Origin of the sequence: Wenzhouxiangella indolica, assembly GCF_042310355.1 — a bacterium.
GTDB lineage: Bacteria > Pseudomonadota > Gammaproteobacteria > Xanthomonadales > Wenzhouxiangellaceae > Wenzhouxiangella.
In genome coordinates this window covers 39,763-63,622 of record NZ_JBHJMR010000015.1, presented here as the reverse complement: position 1 = coordinate 63,622, position 23,860 = coordinate 39,763, and the positions used below count along the sequence as shown (strand labels likewise).

The 23,860-nt window shown below is 63.5% G+C and carries 24 protein-coding genes; 11 read left to right on the top strand and 13 right to left on the bottom strand.

All coding sequences use genetic code 11. From position 1 onward, the window contains the following. Positions 1 to 1,012: 1,012 nt before the first annotated feature. A complete protein-coding gene (locus tag ACDC67_RS13670; RefSeq protein WP_376694000.1) occupies positions 1,013 to 1,342 on the bottom strand; it encodes a hypothetical protein in 330 nt (109 codons plus the stop codon). 154 nt (positions 1,343 to 1,496) lie between these two features. Between ACDC67_RS13670 and ACDC67_RS13665 the strand changes: the two genes are divergently transcribed. Further along, a complete protein-coding gene (locus ACDC67_RS13665; RefSeq protein ID WP_376693999.1) occupies positions 1,497 to 1,889 on the top strand; it encodes a hypothetical protein in 393 nt (130 codons plus the stop codon). A gap of 1,199 nt (positions 1,890 to 3,088) precedes the next feature. Here the strand turns inward: ACDC67_RS13665 and ACDC67_RS13660 are convergent. From ACDC67_RS13660 to ACDC67_RS13650, 3 genes are all read right to left on the bottom strand, one after another. After that, entirely contained in the window at positions 3,089 to 3,514 is a 426-nt protein-coding gene (locus tag ACDC67_RS13660; protein WP_376693997.1) for a hypothetical protein, read from the bottom strand. 90 nt (positions 3,515 to 3,604) lie between these two features. Further along, positions 3,605 to 3,790 (bottom strand): PLDc N-terminal domain-containing protein, encoded by a 186-nt coding sequence (locus ACDC67_RS13655; protein ID WP_376694019.1) that lies wholly within the window; start codon positions 3,788 to 3,790, stop codon positions 3,605 to 3,607. Positions 3,791 to 5,096: 1,306 nt separating this feature from the next. After that, positions 5,097 to 5,420, bottom strand: coding sequence for a TonB family protein (locus tag ACDC67_RS13650; protein WP_376693995.1), 324 nt, complete (start codon positions 5,418 to 5,420; stop codon positions 5,097 to 5,099). Positions 5,421 to 6,032: 612 nt separating this feature from the next. Here ACDC67_RS13650 and ACDC67_RS13645 point away from each other — a divergent pair. Continuing rightward, on the top strand, positions 6,033 to 6,992 hold the full coding sequence (locus tag ACDC67_RS13645; protein WP_376693994.1) for an integron integrase: 960 nt from the start codon (positions 6,033 to 6,035) through the stop codon (positions 6,990 to 6,992). A 109-nt stretch (positions 6,993 to 7,101) separates the two neighbouring features. On the opposite strand, the gene ACDC67_RS13640 is transcribed toward ACDC67_RS13645, so the two are convergent. From ACDC67_RS13640 to hemL, 3 genes are all read right to left on the bottom strand, one after another. Then, positions 7,102 to 8,538: an NAD(P)(+) transhydrogenase (Re/Si-specific) subunit beta gene (locus tag ACDC67_RS13640; protein WP_376693992.1), complete on the bottom strand. Its 1,437-nt coding sequence runs from the start codon at positions 8,536 to 8,538 to the stop codon at positions 7,102 to 7,104. Positions 8,539 to 8,815: 277 nt separating this feature from the next. Continuing rightward, the gene (locus ACDC67_RS13635) at positions 8,816 to 10,390 is read right to left on the bottom strand and encodes a Re/Si-specific NAD(P)(+) transhydrogenase subunit alpha (protein ID WP_376693990.1); all 1,575 of its coding nucleotides are present in this window, start codon (positions 10,388 to 10,390) and stop codon (positions 8,816 to 8,818) included. A 168-nt stretch (positions 10,391 to 10,558) separates the two neighbouring features. After that, a complete protein-coding gene (gene hemL / locus ACDC67_RS13630) occupies positions 10,559 to 11,851 on the bottom strand; it encodes a glutamate-1-semialdehyde 2,1-aminomutase (protein ID WP_376694018.1) in 1,293 nt (430 codons plus the stop codon). 250 nt (positions 11,852 to 12,101) lie between these two features. Between hemL and ACDC67_RS13625 the strand changes: the two genes are divergently transcribed. From ACDC67_RS13625 to ACDC67_RS13605, 5 genes are all read left to right on the top strand, one after another. Next, positions 12,102 to 12,434 carry a metalloregulator ArsR/SmtB family transcription factor gene (locus ACDC67_RS13625; protein ID WP_376693988.1) on the top strand — a complete coding sequence of 111 codons (333 nt, stop codon included), beginning with the start codon at positions 12,102 to 12,104 and terminating at the stop codon, positions 12,432 to 12,434. 6 nt (positions 12,435 to 12,440) lie between these two features. After that, a complete protein-coding gene (gene arsC, locus ACDC67_RS13620; protein WP_376693987.1) occupies positions 12,441 to 12,863 on the top strand; it encodes an arsenate reductase (thioredoxin) in 423 nt (140 codons plus the stop codon). A 37-nt stretch (positions 12,864 to 12,900) separates the two neighbouring features. Further along, positions 12,901 to 13,983, top strand: coding sequence for an ACR3 family arsenite efflux transporter (gene arsB, locus ACDC67_RS13615; RefSeq protein ID WP_376694016.1), 1,083 nt, complete (start codon positions 12,901 to 12,903; stop codon positions 13,981 to 13,983). Further along, on the top strand, positions 13,980 to 14,297 hold the full coding sequence (locus ACDC67_RS13610) for a CC/Se motif family (seleno)protein (protein ID WP_376693986.1): 318 nt from the start codon (positions 13,980 to 13,982) through the stop codon (positions 14,295 to 14,297). The genes arsB and ACDC67_RS13610 overlap by 4 nt, the downstream gene beginning before the upstream one ends. Before the next feature lie 113 nt (positions 14,298 to 14,410). Next, positions 14,411 to 14,563: a rubredoxin gene (locus ACDC67_RS13605; RefSeq protein WP_376694014.1), complete on the top strand. Its 153-nt coding sequence runs from the start codon at positions 14,411 to 14,413 to the stop codon at positions 14,561 to 14,563. On the opposite strand, the gene ACDC67_RS13600 is transcribed toward ACDC67_RS13605, so the two are convergent. The 4 genes from ACDC67_RS13600 to ACDC67_RS13585 form a co-directional block, all read right to left on the bottom strand. Then, complete coding sequence (locus ACDC67_RS13600) at positions 14,560 to 15,306, bottom strand: metallophosphoesterase (protein WP_376693984.1); 747 nt, start codon at positions 15,304 to 15,306, stop codon at positions 14,560 to 14,562. The genes ACDC67_RS13605 and ACDC67_RS13600 overlap by 4 nt on opposite strands. A 193-nt stretch (positions 15,307 to 15,499) precedes the next feature. After that, positions 15,500 to 15,781, bottom strand: coding sequence for a DUF6116 family protein (locus ACDC67_RS13595; RefSeq protein ID WP_376693982.1), 282 nt, complete (start codon positions 15,779 to 15,781; stop codon positions 15,500 to 15,502). A gap of 39 nt (positions 15,782 to 15,820) precedes the next feature. Further along, positions 15,821 to 16,276, bottom strand: coding sequence for a DUF192 domain-containing protein (locus tag ACDC67_RS13590; RefSeq protein WP_376693980.1), 456 nt, complete (start codon positions 16,274 to 16,276; stop codon positions 15,821 to 15,823). A gap of 206 nt (positions 16,277 to 16,482) precedes the next feature. Next, positions 16,483 to 18,477, bottom strand: a complete 1,995-nt coding sequence (locus ACDC67_RS13585) for an ATP-dependent helicase (protein WP_376693979.1) — start codon at positions 18,475 to 18,477, stop codon at positions 16,483 to 16,485. 283 nt (positions 18,478 to 18,760) lie between these two features. Here ACDC67_RS13585 and ACDC67_RS13580 point away from each other — a divergent pair, with 283 nt between their 5' ends. After that, entirely contained in the window at positions 18,761 to 19,282 is a 522-nt protein-coding gene (locus tag ACDC67_RS13580; protein WP_376693977.1) for a hypothetical protein, read from the top strand. 10 nt (positions 19,283 to 19,292) lie between these two features. Further along, a complete protein-coding gene (locus ACDC67_RS13575; RefSeq protein WP_376693976.1) occupies positions 19,293 to 19,934 on the top strand; it encodes a thymidine kinase in 642 nt (213 codons plus the stop codon). A 7-nt stretch (positions 19,935 to 19,941) separates the two neighbouring features. Here ACDC67_RS13575 and ACDC67_RS13570 read toward each other — a convergent pair whose 3' ends face one another. Next, the gene (locus ACDC67_RS13570; protein ID WP_376693974.1) at positions 19,942 to 20,640 is read right to left on the bottom strand and encodes a hypothetical protein; all 699 of its coding nucleotides are present in this window, start codon (positions 20,638 to 20,640) and stop codon (positions 19,942 to 19,944) included. Between the two features lie 151 nt (positions 20,641 to 20,791). On the opposite strand from ACDC67_RS13570, the gene ACDC67_RS13565 reads away from it, so the two are divergent. Both ACDC67_RS13565 and ACDC67_RS13560 read left to right on the top strand, forming a co-directional pair. Next, positions 20,792 to 21,940 carry a sensor histidine kinase gene (locus ACDC67_RS13565; RefSeq protein ID WP_376693972.1) on the top strand — a complete coding sequence of 383 codons (1,149 nt, stop codon included), beginning with the start codon at positions 20,792 to 20,794 and terminating at the stop codon, positions 21,938 to 21,940. Then, a complete protein-coding gene (locus ACDC67_RS13560) occupies positions 21,940 to 22,572 on the top strand; it encodes a response regulator (RefSeq protein WP_376693971.1) in 633 nt (210 codons plus the stop codon). The genes ACDC67_RS13565 and ACDC67_RS13560 overlap by 1 nt, the downstream gene beginning before the upstream one ends. A 250-nt stretch (positions 22,573 to 22,822) precedes the next feature. Here the strand turns inward: ACDC67_RS13560 and ACDC67_RS13555 are convergent, their stop codons facing one another. Beyond that, positions 22,823 to 23,764 carry a LysR family transcriptional regulator gene (locus ACDC67_RS13555; RefSeq protein WP_376693969.1) on the bottom strand — a complete coding sequence of 314 codons (942 nt, stop codon included), beginning with the start codon at positions 23,762 to 23,764 and terminating at the stop codon, positions 22,823 to 22,825. Positions 23,765 to 23,860 lie beyond the last annotated feature (96 nt).

The window sequence follows — 23,860 nt, the reverse complement described above, 5'->3', positions numbered from 1 at the left end:
CCGTCTGGCCGTTCTCCGTTACCATTCTTAAGAGACTCATTCCAACAGCTAACGTCTGAGCTAAGCGGCGCGGCGTTAGCCGCGTCCGGTGGAGGCCCGAAGGGCCGGAACGAACTTGAGCGATTTGTTAGCTGTGGAAGGGGCATTCTCCCCAAAAGCGCCCCAGCCGCTGATCGAAGCCCGCCCCAGTTTTCGACTGGGAGATAGCCGGACGCCGCTGCGACCATTCCGGGTAAAAGCGACAAAGGCATAGCCCTTCGGACTGCGCGCCAGGAATCGGCAGCGCCGCTCCCGGCTACTACGCCCGAGCTTTAAGACTGGCGCGGCGCCCGTGGCACAGCGGGAGCTACCAACTACCCCGCTCTGGCCGTTCACCGATGCAGATCTAAGAATACTCATTCCAACAGCTAACGTCTGAGCTAAGCGGCGCGGCTTTAGCCGCGTCCGGTGGAGGCCCGAAGGGCCGGAACGTACTTGAGCGATTTGTTATGTGTGCGGAACTTCCAGGTATCTCCGAAGCAAAATCGCAGCACAATAAGCAAGTGCCAAAAATAGGCTCCATATTAGCCAACCCCACTGAATATTGGTGCTTATCAGCCAATTGAGCTTGATAAATTCCTTGTGTTGCGCAGGATTCTCGTAAACCGCGGTGATGTTGACGACAGAAGACTTTGCGCCTGGCACCCGGACTAGCGACCTAAGATCATTGCTCAGTTGAGCGGAAACCAAGCCCCATCCTATTGCGAAGGACAGCAAAAGACCGAAAACAATGGCAATCCAGCCATGGGAAATCCATGTAAAAACCGCCACCAACACTAATAAGAGAACGAAGATTTCGAGAGCAATAAGTATCATGAGTCACACATAACGTTTGCCTTAACCCGCGCCGGCACATGCCCAACCCGGCTTTGCCGGCCACCACTTTATCCGGCGTCGGGTTGAAGGCTTTGTTATGGCACGAGCTATGTTGAAATTTTGCGGATTCCAGAGTGCTCGATGTTGCCGCTTGTTTTCAGGCCAAAGCCGCCGGAAGCGAAACGACCCGCCAGCTTTGGCGAAGGGTGCGGCCTGGAGCGAAGCCGCTGGCCAGAACGAAGGACTGGGAATACCTGACCGAAGGGCCAACCAGATAAAACCGCAGGAACGTGAAGCGCCACCACTGCTCATGGCTCGATTCTGACAGTTTGGCAACCAGGTTTCCAATCGAAGCCTCGACGCCCAGCAGCCTGGCTGCCCGAAGCTTGTACGTAGTTTCTGATGCCGCATAGGCGAACCCGACCAGATTGCTGCGCGCTTGCCGCTGGCACGAAATTGCGAGAAACTCCTCCTCGCCGGATGGCAACAGGCCAGATGCTGAAAAGCACAAGTGCTATAACGTTTGCCTTAACCCGCGCCGGCACATGCCCAACCCGGCTTTGCCGGCCACCACGTTATCCGGCGTCGGGTTGAAGGCTTTGTTATGGCACGAGCTATGTTGAAATTTAACGGATTCCAGAGTGCTCGATCTTGCCGCTTGTTTTCGGGCCGAAGCCGCTGGAAGCGAAACCACCCGCCAGCTTTGGCGAGGGGTGCGGCCTGGAGCGAAGCCGCTGGCCAGAACGAAGGCCTGGGAACGCCTGACCGAAGAGCCAGCCGGCTGGAACCACCGGAAGCTGAAGCGCCACCTCTGCTCATGGCTGGATTCTGCCAGTTTGGCAACGAGGTTTCCAATCGAAGCCTCTATGCCCAGGGGTCTGGAAAGCCGAAACTGGCACGTAGTTTCCAAAGCCGCAAAGGCGAACCCGACCAGCTTGCAGCGCGCCTTCTGGTGGCACGAACCGCCGAGTGACTCCTCCTTCCCGGATGGCAACAGGCCAGATACTGAAAAGCACAAGTGCGATAACGTCTGAGCTAAGCGGCGCGGCTTTAGCCGCGTCCGGTGGAGGCCCGAAGGGCCGGAACGTACTTGAGCGACTTGTTAGCTGTGGAAGGGGCATTCTCGGCAAGACCGCCCCCGCCGCTGATCAAAGCCCGCCCCAGTACTCGATTGGCAGAAAGCGGGGCGATACTGCGGCCTTTCCGGGAAAGAGCGGCGAAGCCATACCCCTCCGGACTGCATGCCAGGAAGCGGCAACGCTGAGGCCGGCTACTAGGCCCGAGCCTGAGAACTGGCACGGCGCCCGTGGCACGGCGTAAGCTACCAACTGCTCCGCTCTGGCCGTTCTTTGGGGCAGAGCTACAAATACTCATTCCAACAGCTAACGTCTGAGCTAAGCGGCGCGCCTCTGGCGCGTCCGGTGGAGGCCCGTTAGGGCCGGAACGTACTTGAGCGACTTGTTATGTTGCTCTCCGCTATGTAAAAACATCAAAGTTTTAGTGTTTCGCAGTCCAGGCTTTCCGACTCTATGTTTCTATTGGCAAGTTCTTTTGAAACCTTTGTTATAGATTTGATCAGGGCATCTCGCACTCCATGCCACATTTCCTCCGGCGGAAAATCCCGCATGTTTCTCTCATTCTGGGGCACCATATTTTTTACGAGGTGGCAGTAGGTTTTGATTAGGTAGTCATCCGTCCGATCCGAAAGATCCATGTTTACCTCCTTATTGGATTCAGTTACAGCAACATAACGTCTGAGCTAAGCGGCGCGGCTTTAGCCGCGTCCGGTGGAGGCCCGAAGGGCCGGAACGTACTTGAGCGATTTGTTAGGTGTTGCCGCTATGACTAAACCCCCACCGCGACTCTTGCACATTCTGCAAAACGTTGCAGCTCATCAGTAAGTGCCTCAGGCGCCTTGCCGGTTTCATCGTTCCTCAATGTGATCATAATGTTATTACCCATCGAGCCTGGGCGACGGTCCCATGAGGCCTCAAGCTCGACCGAGTACTGAGAGCCTGGCGGAAGATGCGCGCCGCAAGAAGCAAGTGAAGGGCGCTCAGTACTACTAGCCCCTAGAAGAAGGAATGCGGACCCAAGGATGAATAGGAAAACTAGGATTCTGTTCATGAGCTCCTCTCCTGACTGGATAAGCACCTAACGTCTGAGCTAAGCGGCGCGGCTTTAGCCGCGTCCGGTGGAGGCCCGAAGGGCCGGAACGTACTTGAGCGACTTGTTACATGTCATCGGCAAAAGCCCGTAGTTTTTCTAGTTCCGGCGCCACATCGGAGCCCTCGGCATTGATGTAGGCCCAAGATCCACTCGGCATGGTCACGTACAGACTATCTTTTAGAAAGACTACATATTCCACCCCAGTGAGCAGGCCAAGCATGCAGTTGCCGGGAGCGAAAGGAAGCTCTTTAAGTAGACCGTTCTGGGGATTCTCGCCCTTGTAAGACTCCAGCAGGTCGTAAGTAGCATGGACGACCTCGCGACTCTCGCCTTCAAACTCCTCCAGCTTAAGCTCAGTGGCTATGATCTTAGCTCGGAAAACACGGTCGGCTCGCTCAAAGGTCTCGATCGTATTCGGCCTTGAGCCGGAGCACGCAAACGCATCAAGCATTAGCGTAGCAAGCACGAAGGCGAGGAGGAGTCTATTCATGAAATGCACATGTAACGTCTGAGCTAAGCGGCGCGGCTTTAGCCGCGTCCGGTGGAGGCCCGAAGGGCCGGAACGTACTTGAGCGATTTGTTAAGTGGCATCAGCTTTGCCATCCCTAATATGTGGAAGCATGCGCGAGTACCAACATGCCACCCATCCGAGGAGCGGGACAAGGCAGGCGACTAGAATCCACAAAGCCTTGCTACTGGGATTGAGTCTTTGCTCCGTGATCAAATACGCAACGAATGGAATATCGAGAAGCAACAGACTCCACATGAACGTGTTATGTCTGTTAGCAGCCTCTGCGTGGTTCGAGACCTCCATAAAAATCACTGCATGAAAATAGATTGTCCAAACGAATCCAATTAACATGGCCGCAAACGCAATCCAAGCGAGCCAAGTCAGTATGGTGTCTCTGTCTGCCATTTAACGTCTGAGCTAAGCGGCGCAGCTTTAGCTGCGTCCGGTGGAGGCCCGAAGGGCCGGAACGTACTTGAGCGACTTGTTAGCTGTGGAAGGGGCATTCAAGAGGACAGCGCCCCGGCCACCGAGCGAAGCCCGCCCCGGTACTCGACTGGCAAACAACCAGACGCGGCTGCGGCGTTTCCGGGCAGAAGCAGCAGTCGCATAGCCCGCCGGACTACCAACGAGAAAGTGGCAACGTCGAGCCAGGCTATCACCTCCGCGCTTGGAAGCCGCCGTGGCGCGCGTGGCACGGCCGCAGCTACCAAATGCACCACTCTGGCCGTTCTCCGATGCCGTTCTAAGAACACTCATTCCAACAGCTAACGTCTGAGCTAAGCGGCGCAGCTTTGCTGCGTCCGGCGGAGGCCCGAAAGGGCCGGAGCGTACTTGAGCGACTTGTTAGCTGTGGAGGAGCCACTTGCCGCCAAGGCGCCGCAGCGGGCGAGCGAAGCCCGCCCCGGTGCTCGACTGGCGAACAACCTGAAGCGGCAGAGCCCTATCCCGGCAGAAGCGGCAGGCAGGTAACCCTCCGGGCTGCAAACCAAGAAGCGGCGACGCTCAGCCGGGCTAGCAACTCCACGCCTCGAATCTGTCGCGGCACCCGTGGCAGAGCGGGGGCTACCAACTGCCCCACTCTGGCCGTTCTCCGATGCAGATCTACAAACACTCATTCCAACAGCTAACGTCTGAGCTAAGCGGCGCGGCGTTAGCCGCGTCCGGTGGAGGCCCGAAGGGCCGGAACGTACTTGAGCGACTTGTTAGCTGTGGAAGGGGTATTTTCCGCAAAAGCGCCCCAGCCGCTGATCGAAGCCCGCCCTAGTTTTCGACTGGCAGATAGCCGGACGCCGCTGCGACGTTTCCGGGTAAAAGTGACGAAGGCATAGCCCTTCGGAGTGCACGCCAAGAATCGGCAGCGCCGATCCCGGCTACTACGCCCGAGCTTTAAGACTGGCGCGGCGCCCGTGGCACAGCGGGAGCTACCAACTACCCCGCTCTGGCCGTTCACCAATGCAGATCTAAGAATACTCATTCCAACAGCTAACGTCTGAGCTAAGCGGCGCGGCTTTAGCCGCGTCCGGTGGAGGCCCGAAGGGCCGGAACGTACTTGAGCGACTTGTTATGAGTTGCACTCACTATGGTCGTCAATCCTGAACTCAATGGTTTCTCTCTTTAGCGTGCCGCGAGGGTCACTCTGCGTCCAGCGCGAGAGTGCCCGAACTGCGGTTTGGTCAAACACGCCTTCCGGCTCTGAAGCTACCACCTGAATGTCAACGGGTAGGCTTTCAGGACCCACCTCGTAGGTTAAGGTGACCTCGCCCTCGATACATTCTCGGGCTGCCTCATCGGGATACAAGGACTCCCAATGTATGGTTGTGCCAGTTGCAGCGGAACAGATCAGGGAGAGGACAAGTCCCGCAAAAATGAAAGTAGCCTTACTCATAACGTCTGAGCTAAGCGGCGCGGCTTTAGCCGCGTCCGGTGGAGGCCCGAAGGGCCGGAACGTACTTGAGCGACTTGTTAGCTGTGGAAGGGGCATTTTCCGCAAAAGCGCCCCAGCGGCTGATCGAAGCCCGCCCCAGTTTTCGACTGGCAGATAGCCGGACGCCGCTGCGACCTTTCCGGGTAGAAGCGACGAAGGCATAGCCCTTCGGACTGCACGCCAGGAATCGGCAGCGCCGATCCCGGCTACTACGCCCGAGCTTTAAGACTGGCGCGGCGCCCGTGGCACAGCGGGAGCTACCAACTACCCCGTTCTGGCCGTTCACCGATGCAGATCTAAGAATACTCATTCCAACAGCTAACTAAGAACTAGGTGAAAAAAGTGTTGGTCGGCGGTTTCGGGGGGCGAATTTCGCTTTAACTCCGCTTTTGGGGAGTGTTTGGAGCGGATTTGCCATGAAATCAATCATTTCGCTTGCCGCCTGCCCGCCTGGAATATGACATTTGTCCGTTTAACGCGCAAATTTCCTACCTGAATTCGCGCGTGGTTCTGATTCTGTACTGACGCCGTTTGGTTTTCAATCTGGATAGGTTTTATCTGGGTTGAGGAGTAATGGCCAAAAAGCTACTGGATCAGTTGCGCGAGTCGATTCGAGCGCGCCACTACAGCTATCGGACGGAGGAGTCGTACGTTCACTGGGTTCGCCGGTTCATTCTGTTTCACGGCAAAAAGCATCCGGCGGATATGGGCAAGCGGGAGCTCGAGGCTTTCCTGACCTATCTTGCTGTGGACCGGAATGTTGCAGCTTCGACTCAGAATCTGGCGCTCTCGGCGGTTCTGTTCTTGTACCGGGATGTCCTCAAGATCGAGTTGCCCTGGCTGGATGATGTGGTTCGCGCCAAGAAGCCCGCGCGCATGCCGGTTGTGCTGGAGCGCGACGAGGTGCGTATGATCATGGCGCGGCTGCCGGTGCCCCAGGATCTGGTTGTCAAGCTGCTTTACGGATCAGGGCTTCGTCTGACCGAAGCCTTGCGGCTGCGCATCAAGGATGTGGATTTGAAGCGGCGCGAACTCGTCATCCGCGACGGCAAGGGCGCGAAGGATCGGGTGACGGTTCTGGCCGATGCCTGTCGCGACGGCCTGCAGCTGCAGATCGATCAGTCGCTGGAATTGTTGGCGCTGGATCGAAAGCTCGGTCGCGGTGGCGTCGTCTTGCCCCATGCGCTCGACCGCAAGTATCCCAATGCGCGATTCGAGCCCGCCTGGCAGTTCGTGTTTCCGTCACGGCGGCTGGCGATGGATCCGCGTTCAGGCCAGGTGGGTCGTCATCACCTGTTCGGCACAACCGTGCAGAAGGCGGTCAAGCGGGCGGCTCGTGACTGCGGGATCCGGAAGCCCGTCACCTGCCACGCCTTCCGCCATAGCTTCGCCACGCACCTGCTGGAGTCGGGCGCAGATATCCGGACGGTGCAGCAGTTGCTGGGGCATTCGGACGTGCGCACCACGATGATCTACACGCACGTGATCAATCGCGGGGCGATGGGCGCCAGGAGCCCGATGGACGGGATGTGAGCTTTGGACACGCTACCGCCATGGCCCGTGCCGCAGCCGCGTCCCCGCAGTCAGTGTAGCGGGGGCGGTTCGGGGGTTCAAACGACGCGCGCCGTCGGGGCGGCCTCGATCAGCCCAGCTCCTTGAGCAGGGCTTCCATGGAAGCCTTGGCGTCGCCGTAGAACATGCGCGTGTTGTCCTTGAAGAACAGCGGGTTTTCGATGCCGGAATAGCCGGTACCGCTGCCGCGCTTGCACACGAACACCTGGCGCGCCTTCCAGACTTCGAGCACCGGCATGCCGGCGATGGGGCTGCCCGGGTCGTCCTGGGCGGCCGGGTTCACGATGTCGTTGGCGCCGATGATGATGACCACGTCGGTGTCGGGGAAGTCCTCGTTGATTTCTTCCATCTCCAGGACGATGTCGTAGGGCACCTTGGCCTCGGCCAGCAGCACGTTCATGTGGCCGGGCAGGCGGCCCGCCACCGGGTGGATGGCGAAGCGCACGGACTTGCCCTGGCCGCGCAGCTTTTTCGTCAGCTCGGATACGGCCGCCTGCGCCTGCGCGACGGCCATGCCGTAGCCGGGCACGATGATGACGCTGTCGGCATCATTCACCGCCGCGCCCACCGCGTCGGCGTCGGCGGCGACCATGTCGCCCTCCACCGCCGCCGAGCCGCTGGACTCCCCGCCCCAGCCGCCGAGAATCACCGAAACGAAGCTGCGGTTCATGCCCTTGCACATGATGTAGGACAGGATGGCGCCCGAGGAGCCGACCAGCGCGCCGGTGACGATCAGCAAATCGTTGCCCAGGGTAAAGCCGATGGCCGCGGCGGCCCAGCCCGAATAGGAGTTGAGCATCGACACCACCACGGGCATGTCGGCCCCGCCGATGGCCATGATCAGGTGGCAGCCGATCAGGCCGGCGATGACGGCCACGGCGATCATCGTCCACAGGCCCGCGCCGCCCAGATAAAGCCCGCCCAGCACCAGGCAGGCAATGATGGCGGTCAGGTTGAGCAGGTGGCGGCCCGGCAGCGTCAGCGCCGCGGAACTGAGTTTTCCCGACAACTTGCCGTAGGCGATGATCGACCCGGTAAAGGTAATCGCCCCGATTAGGATGCCGAGAAACAGCTCGACCTTGAGGATGTTGAGCTCCACCGCCGTCTTCTTGGCGATGGTGGCGGCGAAACCGGCCAGCTCGGCGACCGTACCGGCGTCCTTGGCGGCCAGCGCCACGGTCATTTCCAGGTGCGCGTTGATGCCGATGAACACCGCAGCCAGGCCGACCAGGCTGTGGAAGCCGGCGACCAGCTCGGGCATCTGCGTCATCTGTACGCGCTTGGCGACGAACCAGCCGACGACCCCGCCGATGGCCACCAGCAGCGCGATCAGCGGGTACTGGCCCACGCCCGGCGTGCCGATGGTCGCGACGACGGCCAGCAGCATGCCGACAATGCCGTACCAGATGGCGCGCTTGGCCTTTTCCTGGTTGGCGAGCCCGCCCAGCGCAAGGATGAAGAGTACGGCCGCGACAACGTAGGCGGCGGTGATCAGTCCGATAGACATCTGCATTCCTTTAGTGTACCCCGTCACTCATTCTGTAACTTATAGCGAGTCGGAAAGCGTTTAGCTGCAAGGCCTGTCTCGCAGGGAATGGTGGGGCCATTTTCAAGAGACAGAACGCCGCAGATGAACGCTTTCCGGCTCGCCCTTCGGGAGCGCGCCTGAACCGACATTGCGGCGTTGCGCCCCTTGTAAAGGGCCCCACCCTTCACTGCGGGTCGCGCCTTGCACTGTCGGCTCAGGCGCGCTCTATAAGTTACACAATGAGTGACGGGGTACACTAGCTGCGCTTGAACATGGCGAGCATGCGTCGGGTCACGAGGAACCCGCCGAAGATATTGACCGAGGCCATCAGGATCGAGGCCGCGGCGAGCACCATTACCGTTGTATTGCCGGAGGCCACCTGCAACAAGGCGCCGACGATGATGATCGACGAGATCGCGTTGGTGATGGCCATCAGCGGGGTGTGCAGCGAATGCGCCACGCCCCAGATCACGTGGTAGCCGACAAACACCGACAGCACGAACACGATGAAGTGCTGCATGAAGCTCGGCGGTGCGACCGCGCCCACGGCCAGGCACAGCGCACCGCCGATGCCCAGCATCCAGCCGGTGCGGTTGAGCGAGGCTTTCAGTTCGGCCGCTTCGCGCTCGGCCTTGGCTTCGGCCGTCTCTTCGGGCTCCTTCTTCCTGGGCTTGGCCGCGGCGATGGCCTTGGTCTTGGGCTCCGGCGGCGGCCAGGTAATCTCGCCTTCGTGGCACACCAGCGACCCGCGGATGACGTCGTCTTCCATATCGATGACCGGCGTGCCGTCTTTTTCGGGCGTGAGGTCGTCGAGCATGTGCCGCACGTTGGTGGCATAGAGATTGGACGACTGCGTGGCCATGCGGCTGGGGAAATCCGTGTAACCGATAATGGTCACGTCGTTGTCGGTGACGATGCGTTCGTCTTTTTTCGTGAGCGTGCAGTTGCCGCCCCGTTCGGCGGCCAGGTCGACGATCACGGAACCGGGCTTCATCGCCTCGACCATGTCGTCGGTCCACAGCTCCGGCGCGGGCCGGTTGGGGATCAGCGCGGTGGTGATGACGATATCGACGTCGGGGGCCAGCTCGCGGAATTTCTCGAGCTGCTTTTCGCGGAACTCCGGGCTCGACGGCGCCGCGTAGCCGCCGGTCTCGGCGCCGTCGGTCTGTTCTTCTTCGAAATCCAGGTAGACGAATTCCGCGCCCATGGACTCGATCTGCTCGGCCACTTCGGGTCGCACGTCGAAGGCCAGGGTGATCGCGCCCAGCGATACCGAGGTGCCGATCGCGGCCAGGCCGGCCACGCCGGCACCAACCACCAGCACCTTCGCCGGCGGCACCTTGCCGGCGGCGGTCATCTGGCCCATGAAGAAGCGGCCGAAGTTGTTGCTCGCCTCGACCACGGCGCGGTAGCCGGCGATGTTGGCCATCGACGACAGCGCGTCCATCTTCTGCGCCCGGCTGATGCGCGGCACCATGTCCATGGCCAGCACGGACATGTTCCTGGCCTTCATCTTCTCGAGCAGGTCTTCGTTGTTCGCCGGCCAGACGAAGCTGATCAGCGTCTTGCCCTCGGGCGCGGCGTCGATCTCCTCGCTGGAGGGCTCGCGCACCTTCACGATCACGTCGGCCTGCTGCCACAGCGCCTCGGCCGAATCGACGACTTCCACGCCGGCATCCTTGTACGCCTGGTCGGTCAACGAGGCGGCCAGCCCCGCGCCCGTCTCGACCAGGCAGTCGTAGCCCAACTTCTTGAGCCGGCCCGCGCTTTCAGGCGTCAACGCAACCCGCGCTTCGCCCGGTGCGGTCTCTTTCGGTGCACCTACTTTCATGCCATGCGCTCCTGGAAAATCCTCTTGGGGTGGCCCCGCCTTCGGCGAGGCCGGTTCCCTCCATGAAGGGGTGGTCGCCGGATCAGCGCCATCCCCTTGTACCTCGAAGGATGCTAGTCCACTCCGCCGGGCCCGGCAACTTCCGGCCCGACCGGCATCGTTCGATCCTTATCCTTGGTCCGCGATCTTCTTCAGCGCCTCGCTGGCCGCGCCCACGGTTTCGGTGACGTCGGCGGCGGTATGGGCACTGCTGACGAAGCCGGCTTCGAAGGCCGACGGGGCCAGGTAGATGCCCGCTTCGAGCATCGCGTTGAAGAAGGCCTTGAACTGCTCGATATTGCAGGCGGCAGCCTGTTCGAAGTTGGTGACCCGCTCGGCATCGGTGAAGAAGTAGCCGAACATGCCGCCCACCGCCACGGTGGCCATGGGCACGCCGGCGTTGTCGGCGGCCTGCTTGAAGCCATCGGCCAGTTGCGTCGTGCGGGCTTCGAGCTTTTGGTAGAAGCCGTCTTCGGCAAGCAGTTCGAGGTTGGCGATGCCGGCGGCCATGGCGACGGGATTGCCCGACAGGGTGCCGGCCTGGTAGACGGGGCCTTCGGGTGCGACGAGCTTCATGATCTCGTGCTTGCCGCCGAATGCGCCCACGGGCATGCCCGCGCCGATGACCTTGCCGAAACAGGTCAGGTCGGGCACCACGCCGTAGCGGCCCTGGGCGCCGGTGGGCCCGACGCGAAAACCCGTCATGACTTCGTCGAAGACCAGCACCGCACCGTGCTCGTCGCAGATCTGGCGCAGGCCCTCGAGGAAGCCCGGCTCGGGCGGGATGCAGTTCATGTTACCGGCCACCGGCTCGACGAATACGCAGCCGATCTCGTCCGGGTACTGTTCGAACAGCGCACGCACGCTTTCGAGGTCGTTGTAGCGGGCGTTGAGGGTGAGTTCGGCCAGCGCGGCGGGCACGCCCGGCGAGGTCGGCACGCCCAGGGTCTGGGCACCCGAGCCGGCCTTGACCAGGAAGCTGTCGCCGTGGCCGTGGTAGTTGCCCTCGAACTTGATGAAGCGATCCTTGCCGGTGGCCGCGCGCGCCACGCGCAGGGCCGACATGGTGGCCTCGGTGCCGGAGTTGACCATGCGCACGCGCTCGAGCGAGGGAATCATCTCGCACAGCATCTCGGCCATGGTCACCTCGCCCGGCGCGGGCGCGCCGAAGCTCAGGCCCCTGGCCGCGGCCTGCTGCACCGCCTCGATGATTTTCGGGTGGGCGTGGCCGCAGATCATCGGGCCCCAGGAACCGACATAGTCGATGTAGCGCTTGCCGTCGACGTCGAACATGTAGGCGCCTTCGGCGTGATCGAAGAACAGCGGTTCACCGCCGACGGACGAAAAGGCGCGGACCGGGGAATTCACGCCCCCGGGGATGCGGGCGCGGGCGCGGTCGAACAGGTCGTGACTGGCGGTCATGGCGTTGGCTACAACTCCTGGCGTCGTGATCTTGTGGTCGTGTGGCCCGGGGCGCTGGCGCCGATGGCGCTCGGGCGGTCCGAAGGGACGCAACCAGGCCGGAATTTCTCGGAGACAGTTTAAGGCATCGGGCCGCGGCGGCGTGGAAGGGCGGCCGCGATCGGGCCGGCTGGCCGGCTGGCCGGGCGGCATTTGCGCATCGGCGCCGGCACGCCTTATGATATACATATATGCATAAGCGAATATGCGAATGACCACCGAGCGCTTTTTCCGGGCGCTGGCCGACCGCACGCGGCTGCACTGCCTGCTGCTGTTGCTCGGCGAGCGCGAAATGTGCGTGTGCGAACTCGTCCACGCCCTGGAGTTGTCGCAGCCTAAGGTCTCGCGGCATCTGGCGCAGTTGCGCGATGCCGGCATCGTGGCCGACGAACGCCGGGGGCAGTGGGTCTACTACCGCCTGCACCCCGAGCTGCCCGCCTGGTCGCGCAAGGTACTCGAGGCGGTGCGCGAGGACGAGGCGCTCGACGACTACCGCCGGCGCCTGGCCGCCATGCCCGACCGACCCTTCGCCGCCTGCGACTGATCGACCGTGCACAACATTCTCTTTCTTTGCACCGGCAATTCCTGCCGCTCGCAGATGGCCGAGGGTTTCGCCCGCGCCATTGCCGGCGAGCGCGCCGGCGTGGCCTCGGCCGGCATCGAGGCGCACGGTCAGAACCCCCGGGCCGTGGCCGTCATGCGCGAGGCTGGGGTCGATATCTCGCAGCAGCAGTCGACGCGGGTCGACGACGACATGCTGGCCGCCGCCGACCTGGTCGTGACCGTCTGCGGCCATGCCGACGAGCACTGCCCGGTGCTGCCGCCAGGCGTGCGACGCGTGCACTGGCCGCTGCCCGACCCGGCCCGGGCGAGCGGCAGCGAGGACGACATCATGGCGCAGTTCCGCACCGTGCGCGACGACATCCGCGGGCGCGTGCAGGAGCTGCTCGAGACCGAACTGCAATCGAATTGAACCCGGAACCTGGATGAACAAGGAAACCAACCCCCCGATGAACCCGGAAGAATCGCCCGATATCAAGGAAGGCATGGGACTGTTCGAGCGCTACCTGTCGATCTGGGTCGCACTGGCGATCGTCATCGGCATCGCCGTGGGCCAGTTCCTGCCGGCCGTGCCCGACACGCTCTCGCGCTTCGAGTACGCCCAGGTCTCGGTCCCGGTGGCGATCCTCATCTGGGCGATGATCTACCCGATGATGGTGCAGATCGACTTCGGCGCCATCCTGGGCGTGCGCCGCCATCCCCGCGGCCTGGTCATCACCACCACCGTCAACTGGCTGATCAAGCCGTTCTCGATGTTCGCCATCTCGTGGTTTTTCCTGATGGTGGTCTTCGCCCCGCTCATCCCGGAAACGCTGGCACGCGAGTACCTCGCCGGCGCGATTCTGCTCGGCGCCGCACCCTGCACGGCGATGGTGTTCGTGTGGAGCTATCTCACCCGCGGCGATGCGGCCTATACCCTCGTCCAGGTCGCGGTCAACGACCTGATCATGCTGTTCGCCTTCGCGCCGATCGTGGTGTTCCTGCTCGGCATCTCCGACATCGCCGTGCCCTGGAACACGGTGGCGCTGTCGGTATTGCTGTATATCGTCATCCCGCTGTTCGCCGGCTACCTCACGCGCCTCACCCTCATTCGCCGGCGCGGCCGCGAGTGGTTCGACAAGGTGTTCATGAAACGCATCGGGCCGATCACGCCCATCGGGCTGATCATCACGCTGGTGCTGCTGTTCGCCTTCCAGGGCGAGGTGATCCTCGACCACCCGCTGCATATCGCGCTCATCGCCGTGCCGCTGATCATCCAGACTTTCCTGATCTTCTTCATCGCCTACGGCTGGGCCCGGGCCTGGCGCGTGCCGCACAAGATCGCCGCGCCGGGCGCCATGATCGGGGCGAGCAATTTCTTCGAGCTGGCGGTGGCCGCGGCCATCGCGATATTCGGCCTCCAGTCGGGCGCGGCGCTGGCCACCGTCGTCGGCGTGCTCGTCGAGGTGCCGCTGATGCTGGCGCTGGTGCGCATCGCCAACAAGACGCGCGGCCACTTCCCGACCATGGCGCAGGCCGAGGGCCGGGCTTGAGCGCGCGCGTCGAGATCACGAGCAAAGCGCGCCGCTGGCTCGCCGGGCGAGGTAGCGCAGTCGTGCTCAGAGTCTCACCGCGGCACGGATGCTGCGGCGGGCTGGCCGGCGTACCGGTGGCCGAGCCGGGACCGCCCGAAGACGGGTCGGGCTACCGCTGCGAGCGCTTCGGGGAAATCGACGTCTACATCGCCCCGGCTCTCGAAGAAGCGGGCGTCCTGACCATCCGTCTCGAGGGTGTGCCGGGCCTGCGGCGCCTGTTCGTCGAGGGCGCGGACCTCAGCGGATCACGGCGCCTGGCGGGCACGCGCTGATCTTCGACCCGCCCGACCTTCGCCACGCTGTGCACGGCATTCGATAGAATGGCGCCTCATCAGCCATCAATACCGGACTTCAAGTGAGCGAAGAACAACCCTTCAAGACCTGGATGTGCATCGTCTGCGGCTTTATCTACGACGAGGAAGAAGGCTGGCCCGACGACGGCATCCCGCCCGGAACCCGCTGGGAAGACGTCCCCGAGGACTGGCTCTGCCCCGACTGCGGAGCGGGCAAGGAAGACTTCGAGATGATGGAGATCTAGAGCAGCTGCGATTCCCACCGGCCACTCGGCCACAGCCTGAACCAACGCGCCGAAGGCCCCTGATCGCTCGGGGTGAATTTGGGGGCCTCGCGCACGCCGTTGGCGGCCGTCGACGGCGCCGACAGGCAGGCGATCCCGCCCCGCTCTCCCTCGTAGACCTGGTGAACGTGGCCGAAGGCCACCGCCTTGACCGGCTTGTCCGACAGCTTTTCCCACAGGCGATCGGGTTCGACCAGCGGGTACTTGTCGATCCAGGGCGAGCCCACCGCCACCGGCTGGTGATGCACGAACACCAGCGCCGGTCGGTCGCCTGAAAGTTGATCCAGAACCGACAGCCGCTCCCCGGTCAGCTCGCCTTCGGGGCGATTCGGCCAGGCCGAATCGAGCAGCGCGATCTGCCAGGCGCCGAGCCTGACGATCGGCCCGGCCTCGAATCCTAGCTCATCGAACACCCCGGCCATGACCTCGCGCTCGTCGTGGTTGCCCGGAATCCAGGCGATCTTCGGCGCCAGGTCGCGCACGAAACCGCCCATGCGCCAGTACGAGGCGGGCGAGGCGTCCTCGGAAACATCGCCGGAGAGCACGATGGCGTCGGGCGACAAGCCCTTGATGGCCTCGCGAAGACTGGCCAGGTTGGCGTCGGCGTGCTGGCCGCGGTAACGCGCCTGCGGGTCTTCGGACAGGTGGCTGTCGGAAAGCTGCAGGAGGGTGATCGGTTTCGGGGTGGCGGCTGGGAGATTCATGGAGGGGAGGATAGCGCAGGGGCATGGTTGGGTTGGCTAAAACCTTGGAACCACCGAATACACCGAATGCACCGAAAAAGACACGAATCAAGAAAGGCAGGGTCTATCAGTCGTGGGAGCGGCTTCCAAGCCGCGATGCCATGGCTAGCCGAAGATCGCGGCTTGGAAGCCGCTCCCACGAAATCCTAGGCTCCTAGCGCTTTCGGTCTTTTTCGGTGTCTTCGGTGTCTTCGGTGGTTCCCGGGTTTTGACTTTCGGACGACGACTTCGACCCGTCCGACTGCCCTTTCCGCTCGCGAAACGCGCCGACGATGACGGTCGCGACCAGCATGATCGCCTCGTCGATGAAGGGGATCGGGTCGGGAATGAACAGGTTGGCGCCGAACAGGGCGGCCAGGATCAACAACAGCGTGGGAAAGCGCCGGCGCTCGAGAAAGCGCTGGATGGGGCCGAAAAGCTTCCGGAAGATCCACATGCCGAGTGTGCCTGAAGGTTGACCGAAGGCCCGAGTCTATCACTCGACCCCGTCGACGTTGCCCACTTCAATGCGATCACCCGGCGCCAGCCCCAGCTCGGCGGCCCGCCCGCCGTTGATCTCCAGCACGTACTGCGCCGGCCCCTCGCTGGGATAGCTGGGGCAGCGCCCCGAGCGCGAACGGCACGGCGGCGTTTCGGCGCTGATGCTGACCACTTCCAGGTCGCGGTCGAGGTAGATGATGTCGAGCGGAATGCGCGTGTTCCGCATCCAGAACGATCGCGGGCGCTCGTTCGGAAAGATGAACAACATGCCGTGGTCGTCGGCCATCTCGTCGCGGAACATCAGCCCCTGCGCGCGCGTGGCGTCGTCGTCGGCAATCTCCACACTGAAGCGCTCGCCCTCGACGACGACAAACGGTTCCCCGGCATCGCAACCGGCCAGTGCCAGCATGGCGCTTGCCATCACCATGAGATTGATCAGCTTATTGACCATGAATAGGCATCATAGCGTTTTTCGGTTTGAGGGGGCACTAGCTTTTTTTATCTCGCGCAAAGGCGCAGAGGCGCGAAGGAAAAGACGATTGAACCCGTTCATTAAGAATGGAAACAGATCGGCTGGCCGGGACTTCAAGAATTGAGTATTTGGTTCTTCCTTGGCGATCTTGGCGCCTTTGCGCGAGAAAAACTTCTGCGGCCGCCCTAACCTTCGAGCATCGCCTTCAGCGCGGCGATGTTGTCCATCGCATCCTCGGCCGTGGCCTCTTCGCTGCCGTGGCGCGCCGGCCAGCGGATGGCGTCTTCGGGCAGTTCGTCGAGGAAGCGGCTCGGCGTGGTCTGGACCTGTTCACCGCCGCGCTTGCGGCGTCGGGCGTAGGAAATCTGCAGCTTTCTTTCCGCGCGGGTAATGCCGACGTACATCAGGCGGCGCTCTTCCTCGATCGTGTCCTCCTCGACCGATCGGCTATGGGGCATCAGGCCTTCCTCGCAACCGGCCAGCCACACGCGCGGGAACTCCAGGCCCTTGGCCGCGTGCAGGGTCATCAATCGCACCATGTCGGCGTCATCGTGGCGATCGTCGTCGGGACCGGCCACCAGGGAGACGCGCGCAATCAGTTCCTCGCCGGAGTTTACGTCGGCGCTCAGGCGCTCGACCCAGCCGGTCAGGTCCTTGATCGAGCGGCGCCGGCGGTCGGCCTTCTTCGGGTCGTCGTCGGTCTCGATCAGCCACTCGAGGTAGCCGATGTGCTCGAGCATCTCGCCGAAGGCTTCGCCGATGCTGTTGCGTTCGGCCCGGTCGTTGAAGTCGATCAGCATGTTGGAGAACGAGCGGAAACCCCGCTGCGCCTGGGTCGGCAACTCGGACTGGAACATCGGATCGATGGCCGCCTCGAACAGGCTCTTGCGCGTGGCATCGGCGTAGGTCGCCAGGCGCGACATCGCGCCCGAACCCAGGCCGCGCCGCGGGGCGTTGGCCACGCGCATGAAGGCCGGATTGTCTTCGGGATTGACCAGCAAACGCAGGTAGGCGAGGCAGTCGCGCACCTCGCGGGCGTCGAACCAGCTCGGGCCGCCGGAGACCACGTAGGGCAGGCCGTACTCGCGCAGCTGCTGTTCGATCGCGCGGGCCTGGAAGTTGGAGCGATACAGCACGGCGCAGTCGCCGAAGCGCGAGTGGCCGCCGTGCACCTCGGTAACGATGGCGCGCGCGATCGACTCGGCCTCGTCGGCCTCGTCGGCGTACTCGACGATCTCGATCCGGTCGCCCGGACCGTGCTCGCTCCAGAGCTTTTTCTCGAACTCGTGCGGGTTGCAGGCGATGACCGAGTTGGCGGCGGTCAGGATGTAGCCGGTCGAGCGGTAGTTCTGCTCGAGCTTGACCACCTCGAGGTTGGGCCAGTCGCTGCTTAGGCTGACCAGGTTCTCCGGCCGCGCGCCGCGCCAGCCGTAGATCGACTGGTCGTCGTCGCCCACCGCCGTAAAGGCGCCGGTGTCGGCAGTGAGCTTGCCGAGCAGGCGGTACTGGGCCTCGGAAGTGTCCTGGTATTCGTCGACGAGCAGGTACTTGAGCTTGTGGCGCCAGCGCGTTCGAATGACCGGGTCTTCGAGCATTTTCGCCGGAATCGAGATCAGGTCGTCGAAGTCCACGGCGTTGAGCGCGGCCAGTCGCTCCTGGTAGCCGGCGTAGATCTCGGCCGCGCGGGCTGCGTTCTCGCTGCTGGCCGCCGCATGCGCCTGCTCGACATTCAGCCCGGCGTCCTTGTAGCGGCCGATGCCGGCCTGCACGGCATAGACCATGTCCTTGGGCGCACCCGAGGGGAGCATCTCGCGCACCAGGTCGCCGGCCGAATGCTGGTCGAGGATGCTCATGCCCTTGCGCCGGCCCGCGGCCTCAGGATCCGAGCGCAGGATCGCCCAGCCCAGGGAGTGAAAGGTCGAGATCGTCAGGCCCTCGATCTTCTTGCGCCCCAGGCGCTTGCCGATACGGGTTTTCATCTCCCGCGCGGCCTTGTTGGTAAAGGTGATCGCGGCAATCTCGCGCGCGCCGTAGTGACCCTTGTCGATCATCCACGCGATCTTCTCGGTAATCACGCGCGTCTTGCCCGAACCCGCGCCGGCCAGGACCAGCAGCGGCGTGTCGATGTGGGTGACCGCGGCGTGCTGGGCGGGGTTGAGTTTGATGGCGGTCTTCGACATGGGCGCGGCATTGTAGCGGAAACTCGATTCTACGCGCCTAAAGAAAGGTTTCAGGTTTCAGGTTTCAGGTTTCAGGTTTCAGGTTTCAGGTTTCAGGAAAAGGCTAAGGGGTTCCGGGTTCCGGGCCGACTCCGATGCCCCAGTAGCCCCGGGCTACACGGCGCCCCGCTTGTCGGCACCGAACGAGCGGCTTCGCCAGGCGCTCCTGAAACCTGAAACCTGAAACCTGAACCCTTCTTTCCCGTGAACCCTGAACCCTTTCTTTAAACGCTATACTCCCCCCATGCGACTTCTCGCCGCCCTCGCCATCCTTTTCACCGCTCTGCTCGCCGCCGCTCCGGCACCGGCCGCGGATATCACCCGCGTCGAGCTGCACCAGCGCGAGGAGGTCATGCAGCAGCAGCAGCGTTTCGTCGGCAACCTGCGCGCGCAGGCCCAGCGCGAGGGGATCGTGGTGAAAGTGCCGCAGCTTTTCGTGTATTTCACCGACCGCAGCGGGGCCTGGCATCTGCAGGGTTACCGGCGCGGCTTCGAGCGCACGCTGGGGCTGACCTACGAGCACGGTCGGCGCGAGCGTTCCATGGTGAACCTCGAGCGGCTGCTCGATCGCACGATCACGCCCGGCGGCGAGGCCTACACCCACGAGGACCTGCCCGAGGCCGACCTCTACCTGCTGCTCTACCGGCGCGAGGGATGTGCCGATTGCGAGCAAGTGGCATCCTCCCTCGATGCTTGGCTGGAAGGGCGGGAGAACCTGGAAGCACTCTGGTTCGATATCTGGGTGGACCGCCACGAAGCGGACTGAACGTTCGAACATGGCCAAGCTCTACTTCTACTACTCGACCATGAACGCCGGCAAGACGACGGTCTTGCTGCAGTCGGCCTGGAACTACCTCGAGCGCGGCATGCGCCCGCTGCTGATCAGCCCCGGCATCGACGACCGCGCCGGCAAGGGCGTGATCCGCTCGCGCGTGGGCATCGAGCAGCCCGCCCTGGCGGTCGGGCCGGAGGACGACCTGTTCGAGCTGGTCTCCGCCGAGCTCGAATCGGGCAACATCCACTGCCTGCTTGCCGACGAGGCGCAGTTCTTCACCCGCGACCAGGTCTACCAGCTCACCGAAGTGGTCGACCGGCTGAAGATCCCGGTGCTGGCTTTCGGCCTGCGCACCGACTTTCGCGGCGAGTTGTTCGAGGGCAGCCAGTACCTGCTGGCCTGGGCCGACAACCTCAAGGAACTCAAGACCATCTGCCACACCGGCGCGAAGGCGACCATGGTGGTGCGCGTCGACGACGACGGCTATGCGGTGACCGACGGGGCGCAGGTCGAAATCGGCGGCAACGAACGCTACGTGCCCGTCAGCCGCCGCGAGTTCAAGCTGGTTTTCTACGGCGGCAAGAAGGTGCGTGACTTCGAGCCGGTTCGAACTGAGAGCCAGCCCGACCTGCTCGGGCAGTGATCGGCCCCTACCCGGCGGGCTTCGACGGCATCGGCCGCGGCCGCATGTAGCGACGGTCGAGCCAGTAGCCGGCGACGAAAGCGAGCACCAGCGGGCCAAACCAGGCCAGGTGCTGCACCACGCTGTCGCCGAGGCCGGGAACCAGACGCATCAGGCCGATCTGCAGGAAGGCGATGTGCGTGGCCACGCCGTTGCCGATCATCGCGCCATAGTGTTCCTTCAGCCACCACTTGGGGCTTTGCGGGCCGCTGCGAATGAGCTTGCGCGCGTCGAGTGCCGCCATCGGCCCGATCAGGCCGAAGATGATCAGCAGCCATGCGCCGTGGACCATGCCCAGGACGGAAACGCCTAGCCCGGAAAGCCCGAGCAGCATCGCGCCGAGGCGAAACCCAGTGCCCGTGTATCGCTTGAAGTCGCGCTTCCAGCGAATGGCCAGCCAGGCCAGGCGGCAGGCGTGGGAAACGAGGATTACCAGATAGCCCAGGAAGACCGCGCCCAGCCACTGACCCTGCAGCGCCTGCGACAGGGCAAGCGGCACGGCCGTTGCGGCCACGCCGATCATCGCCAGCAGATAGACCTTGCCGACGGTCTTGTGCAGGGGCGAGCCTTTTCTCGCCAGCGCGGCGGTCCAGAAGGTCGCCAGGGCGACGGTGCCCACCAGCGCGTGGGGCAGTGCGAATCCCGAAAGCAGTTGAATCAGTGTCATGGTCCGGTTCCTCGTTCAAGCAAGCGTGGCTACAGGATCGGATGGCGGCGCGGCGCGGTAAGGTGCCGGAAGTCAGGCAAACCGGGTGCCGAAAGTCATGACTTTGCTCCGGGCGGTTGTGGTCGCCGCCCCCGGCGGCTATACAGGAGACATGAATATCGACGTCAAGCAGGTCATGCGCGAGCTGCTGCTCAGCCCGCTGGCCTGGGCCTCTTATTTCGCCTGGGTGGCGGTCTGGCTGACGGCCATGGCGGTTGTCGACCGCCATCCCGGCGGCTTGCCGACCCTGGCCGATCTGCTGTTGTTCGCCTTCTTGTTGTGCTGGATGGCCTGCCTGCTCGACGAGCTGATTCCGCGCTGCGTCTACGATGCCTTCCTCGTCGCGCTGACCTTGCTCACCGCGCTCGCGCTGTGGTTCATTCCATCCGGATCGACGCCGATCCTGCTGATCCTGCTGGCCACGCAGTTCACCAACCGCCTGTCGCCCGTTTTCCTCGTGCTGGCGCTGGTCGCGGTCAACCTCTATTTCGGCGCCGTGATGATCGAGTCATGGGGTTCGAGCTGGCGCAACGCCGGCCTGTCGATGCTGGGTTTCGCCGGTTTCCAGCTCTTCGCGGTGCTGGTGATGCGCTACGCCAACGCGGCCGAACGGATGGCCGAGGACCTCAAGGCGGTCAACGCCCGGCTGCTGGCCACGCGCTCGCTTCTGAGCGAGACCGCACGCGACCAGGAACGCCTGCGCCTGTCGCGCGAACTGCACGATGTTGCCGGCCACAAGCTCACCGCGCTCAAGCTCAAGCTGCGCGGGCTTGCCCGGCGGCTCGACGACGATGCCGCGCGCGAAGTCGAGGATGCCACTGGCCTGGCCGACGAGCTGCTACAGGACCTGCGTTCGGTCGTGCGCCACCTGCGTGAAACCGAGGGCATCGACCTGGCCGAGAGCCTGCGCGAGGTGGCCCGGCCGCTGCCGCGGCCGCGGCTGGAACTCCACCTCGACGAGCACGCGCGCGTGCCGCGCGCGGACCAGGCCGAGGCGCTACTGCGCACCTTCCAGGAAGCGCTGACCAACGCCGCCCGGCACGGGCCGGCGCGGACCCTGCACGTGCGGCTCGACCGGCGGGGCGAGCAACTGGTATTGACGGCCGAGGACGACGGGGATTACCCGGACGAGGTCCGCCCCGGCAACGGCCTGACCGGCATGCGCGAGCGACTGGCCGAACTCAACGGCAGCCTGGAGATCTCGCGCTCTGAGCTGGGCGGCGTCAAGCTGGTCGCGACCCTGCCGGTGGAGTTGACCTGATGACGATCCGAATCGCCCTGGCCGACGATCAGGCCCTGATCCGCGAAGGCCTGAAATCGGTGATCAACGACCTGCCCGGCCTCGAGGTGGTGGTCGAAGCCGCGTCCGGTGAACCCCTGCTCGAAGCCCTGGCGGAGCAGGCCGTGGACCTGGTCGTGTCGGATATCCGCATGCCGGGCGTCGACGGCATCGAGCTGTGCCGGCAACTGCAGGCCCGCGAAGACGCGCCGCCGGTGCTTCTGCTGACGACCTTCGACGACAGCCGGCTGATGCTGGCCGCCGTGGAAGCCGGGGCGCAGGGCTTCGCGCTCAAGGACATCTCGCCCGAGGACCTGGCCGAGCTCATCGGCGCCATCGTGCGCGGCGAGGCGCGGCTGCAGCCAATCAGCACCCGGGGCGTGGCCGAACGCTATCCCTACCGCGACGACTCACCGCCGGTCGACAGCTTCTCCGAGCGCGAGATCGAGATCCTGCGCCTGATCGCCGGCGGCTATTCCAACCGCGAAATCGCCCGCACCATCCACCTGGCCGAGGGCACGATCAAGAACTACGTCTCCGACATCCTCGACAAGCTCAACACTCGGGATCGGACAAGGGCGGTGCTGAAGGCGATCACGTTACGAATCATTTGAGGGCTTGGGCGAGACGGCTGGTTTGCGGAGGCCGGGGCCATCGCTGGCGCTGCAGTTGACGCTTGCATGGGCGCTCTCGACTCGTCAAGGGCGGCCATGCAGCATTGATGAGGTCTCGATAGGCGAAGGACCCTGAACCGTCTGCCGTTTCTAACATTGGAATTTGGAATTTGTTTGGTACTTGCTATTTGGTACTTGGAATTTTCACCGGTCACTAACGGCTCCCAGCGCAGAACGCCAACCGGGCCCTTCACCGAATCCACCCCGAAGCCTCCGCCTGCTTCACCAACCACCTCGACAGGTGCTGAATCCCCATCTCGTTCGCCCGCGAGGTCTTGCAGGCAAAGTGGAACTCGTCGCCTGTTTGAAGTTCGTGGGCCGGCAGGCGCACGAGGTCGGGATCGCTGGCAGTATCCAGCATGTAGTCATTGGACAGGGCGATGCCCTGGTGGTGGCGGGCGGCTTCGTGGGCCAGCAGCATGTGGGAGAAATGCTGCACGTGGGCCGCGGCCGGCAGCTCGGCATGCCCGGCGGCGAACCAGCGGCGCCAATCTTCACCCGGGCGTTCGAACACACTGGCGGCCGACAGCAGGGTGAACCGGGTCAGCCATTCCGCGCGGATGGCCACGCCGCTGCCGCGTTTTCGCAGCCCGGCTTCGTCGAGTTCGTCGCGAACGCGGTTCCAGTACTGCCTCGAGCAAACGGCGAACAGGCGCTCGACGTAGAGCCGCTCGGACTGGTAGCCGCGCTGCTTGTAGCGGAAGGTGATGTAGCAGTCGGCCAGGCGCTCGGACATCACGGGCATGTCGGCGAGCATCTCCAGGTCCAGGTCCAGTTCCGGATGCTGGCGCTGCAGGTGCGGCAGGCGCGGAATCAGCCAGCTCACCGCGAAGGAACTGGGCACGGCCAGGCGGATGCGCGAATCGCCAACGCCGCGCAGCTGTTCACTGGCGCGCTCGATCTGCGCCAGGGCCGGCGCGACGGCTTCGAGGTAGCGCTCGCCCTGCTCGGTCAGGGCGACGCGACGACCGCCGCGCTCGAACAGGGTCTCGCCGAGGTCGTCCTCGAGCTGGCGGATCTGGTGGGAGACCGCCGACTGGGTGACGTGCAGCTCGACGGCGGCGGCCGAGAAGCTCAGCGTCCGGGCGACGGCTTCGAACACGGGCAGGGCCTTGAGCGGGGGCAGGCGCATTATCGTTTTTTCTCATGGCTAATGAGTATTGATCATTTTACATAATGATCGGTCGTCCCCAGAATAGCGCCATCGACTCGCCACATTCATGGAGAC

Excerpts from the sequence above, each read along its gene's own strand:
- ACDC67_RS13575 (WP_376693976.1), top strand. The coding sequence starts at position 19,293 with ATGGCCAAGCTCTACTTCTACTACTCGACCATGAACGCCGGCAAGACG.
- ACDC67_RS13640 (WP_376693992.1), bottom strand. The coding sequence starts at position 8,538 with ATGTCTATCGGACTGATCACCGCCGCCTACGTTGTCGCGGCCGTACTC.
- hemL (WP_376694018.1), bottom strand. The coding sequence starts at position 11,851 with ATGACCGCCAGTCACGACCTGTTCGACCGCGCCCGCGCCCGCATCCCC.
- ACDC67_RS13585 (WP_376693979.1), bottom strand. The coding sequence starts at position 18,477 with ATGTCGAAGACCGCCATCAAACTCAACCCCGCCCAGCACGCCGCGGTC.
- ACDC67_RS13580 (WP_376693977.1), top strand. The coding sequence starts at position 18,761 with ATGCGACTTCTCGCCGCCCTCGCCATCCTTTTCACCGCTCTGCTCGCC.
- ACDC67_RS13565 (WP_376693972.1), top strand. The coding sequence starts at position 20,792 with ATGAATATCGACGTCAAGCAGGTCATGCGCGAGCTGCTGCTCAGCCCG.
- ACDC67_RS13595 (WP_376693982.1), bottom strand. The coding sequence starts at position 15,781 with ATGTGGATCTTCCGGAAGCTTTTCGGCCCCATCCAGCGCTTTCTCGAG.
- ACDC67_RS13605 (WP_376694014.1), top strand. The coding sequence starts at position 14,411 with ATGTGCATCGTCTGCGGCTTTATCTACGACGAGGAAGAAGGCTGGCCC.
- ACDC67_RS13600 (WP_376693984.1), bottom strand. The coding sequence starts at position 15,306 with ATGAATCTCCCAGCCGCCACCCCGAAACCGATCACCCTCCTGCAGCTT.
- ACDC67_RS13570 (WP_376693974.1), bottom strand. The coding sequence starts at position 20,640 with ATGACACTGATTCAACTGCTTTCGGGATTCGCACTGCCCCACGCGCTG.
- ACDC67_RS13650 (WP_376693995.1), bottom strand. The coding sequence starts at position 5,420 with ATGAGTAAGGCTACTTTCATTTTTGCGGGACTTGTCCTCTCCCTGATC.
- ACDC67_RS13625 (WP_376693988.1), top strand. The coding sequence starts at position 12,102 with ATGACCACCGAGCGCTTTTTCCGGGCGCTGGCCGACCGCACGCGGCTG.
- ACDC67_RS13590 (WP_376693980.1), bottom strand. The coding sequence starts at position 16,276 with ATGGTCAATAAGCTGATCAATCTCATGGTGATGGCAAGCGCCATGCTG.
- ACDC67_RS13560 (WP_376693971.1), top strand. The coding sequence starts at position 21,940 with ATGACGATCCGAATCGCCCTGGCCGACGATCAGGCCCTGATCCGCGAA.
- ACDC67_RS13635 (WP_376693990.1), bottom strand. The coding sequence starts at position 10,390 with ATGAAAGTAGGTGCACCGAAAGAGACCGCACCGGGCGAAGCGCGGGTT.
- arsB (WP_376694016.1), top strand. The coding sequence starts at position 12,901 with ATGAACCCGGAAGAATCGCCCGATATCAAGGAAGGCATGGGACTGTTC.
- ACDC67_RS13655 (WP_376694019.1), bottom strand. The coding sequence starts at position 3,790 with ATGTGGAGTCTGTTGCTTCTCGATATTCCATTCGTTGCGTATTTGATC.
- ACDC67_RS13555 (WP_376693969.1), bottom strand. The coding sequence starts at position 23,764 with ATGCGCCTGCCCCCGCTCAAGGCCCTGCCCGTGTTCGAAGCCGTCGCC.
- ACDC67_RS13660 (WP_376693997.1), bottom strand. The coding sequence starts at position 3,514 with ATGAATAGACTCCTCCTCGCCTTCGTGCTTGCTACGCTAATGCTTGAT.
- ACDC67_RS13645 (WP_376693994.1), top strand. The coding sequence starts at position 6,033 with ATGGCCAAAAAGCTACTGGATCAGTTGCGCGAGTCGATTCGAGCGCGC.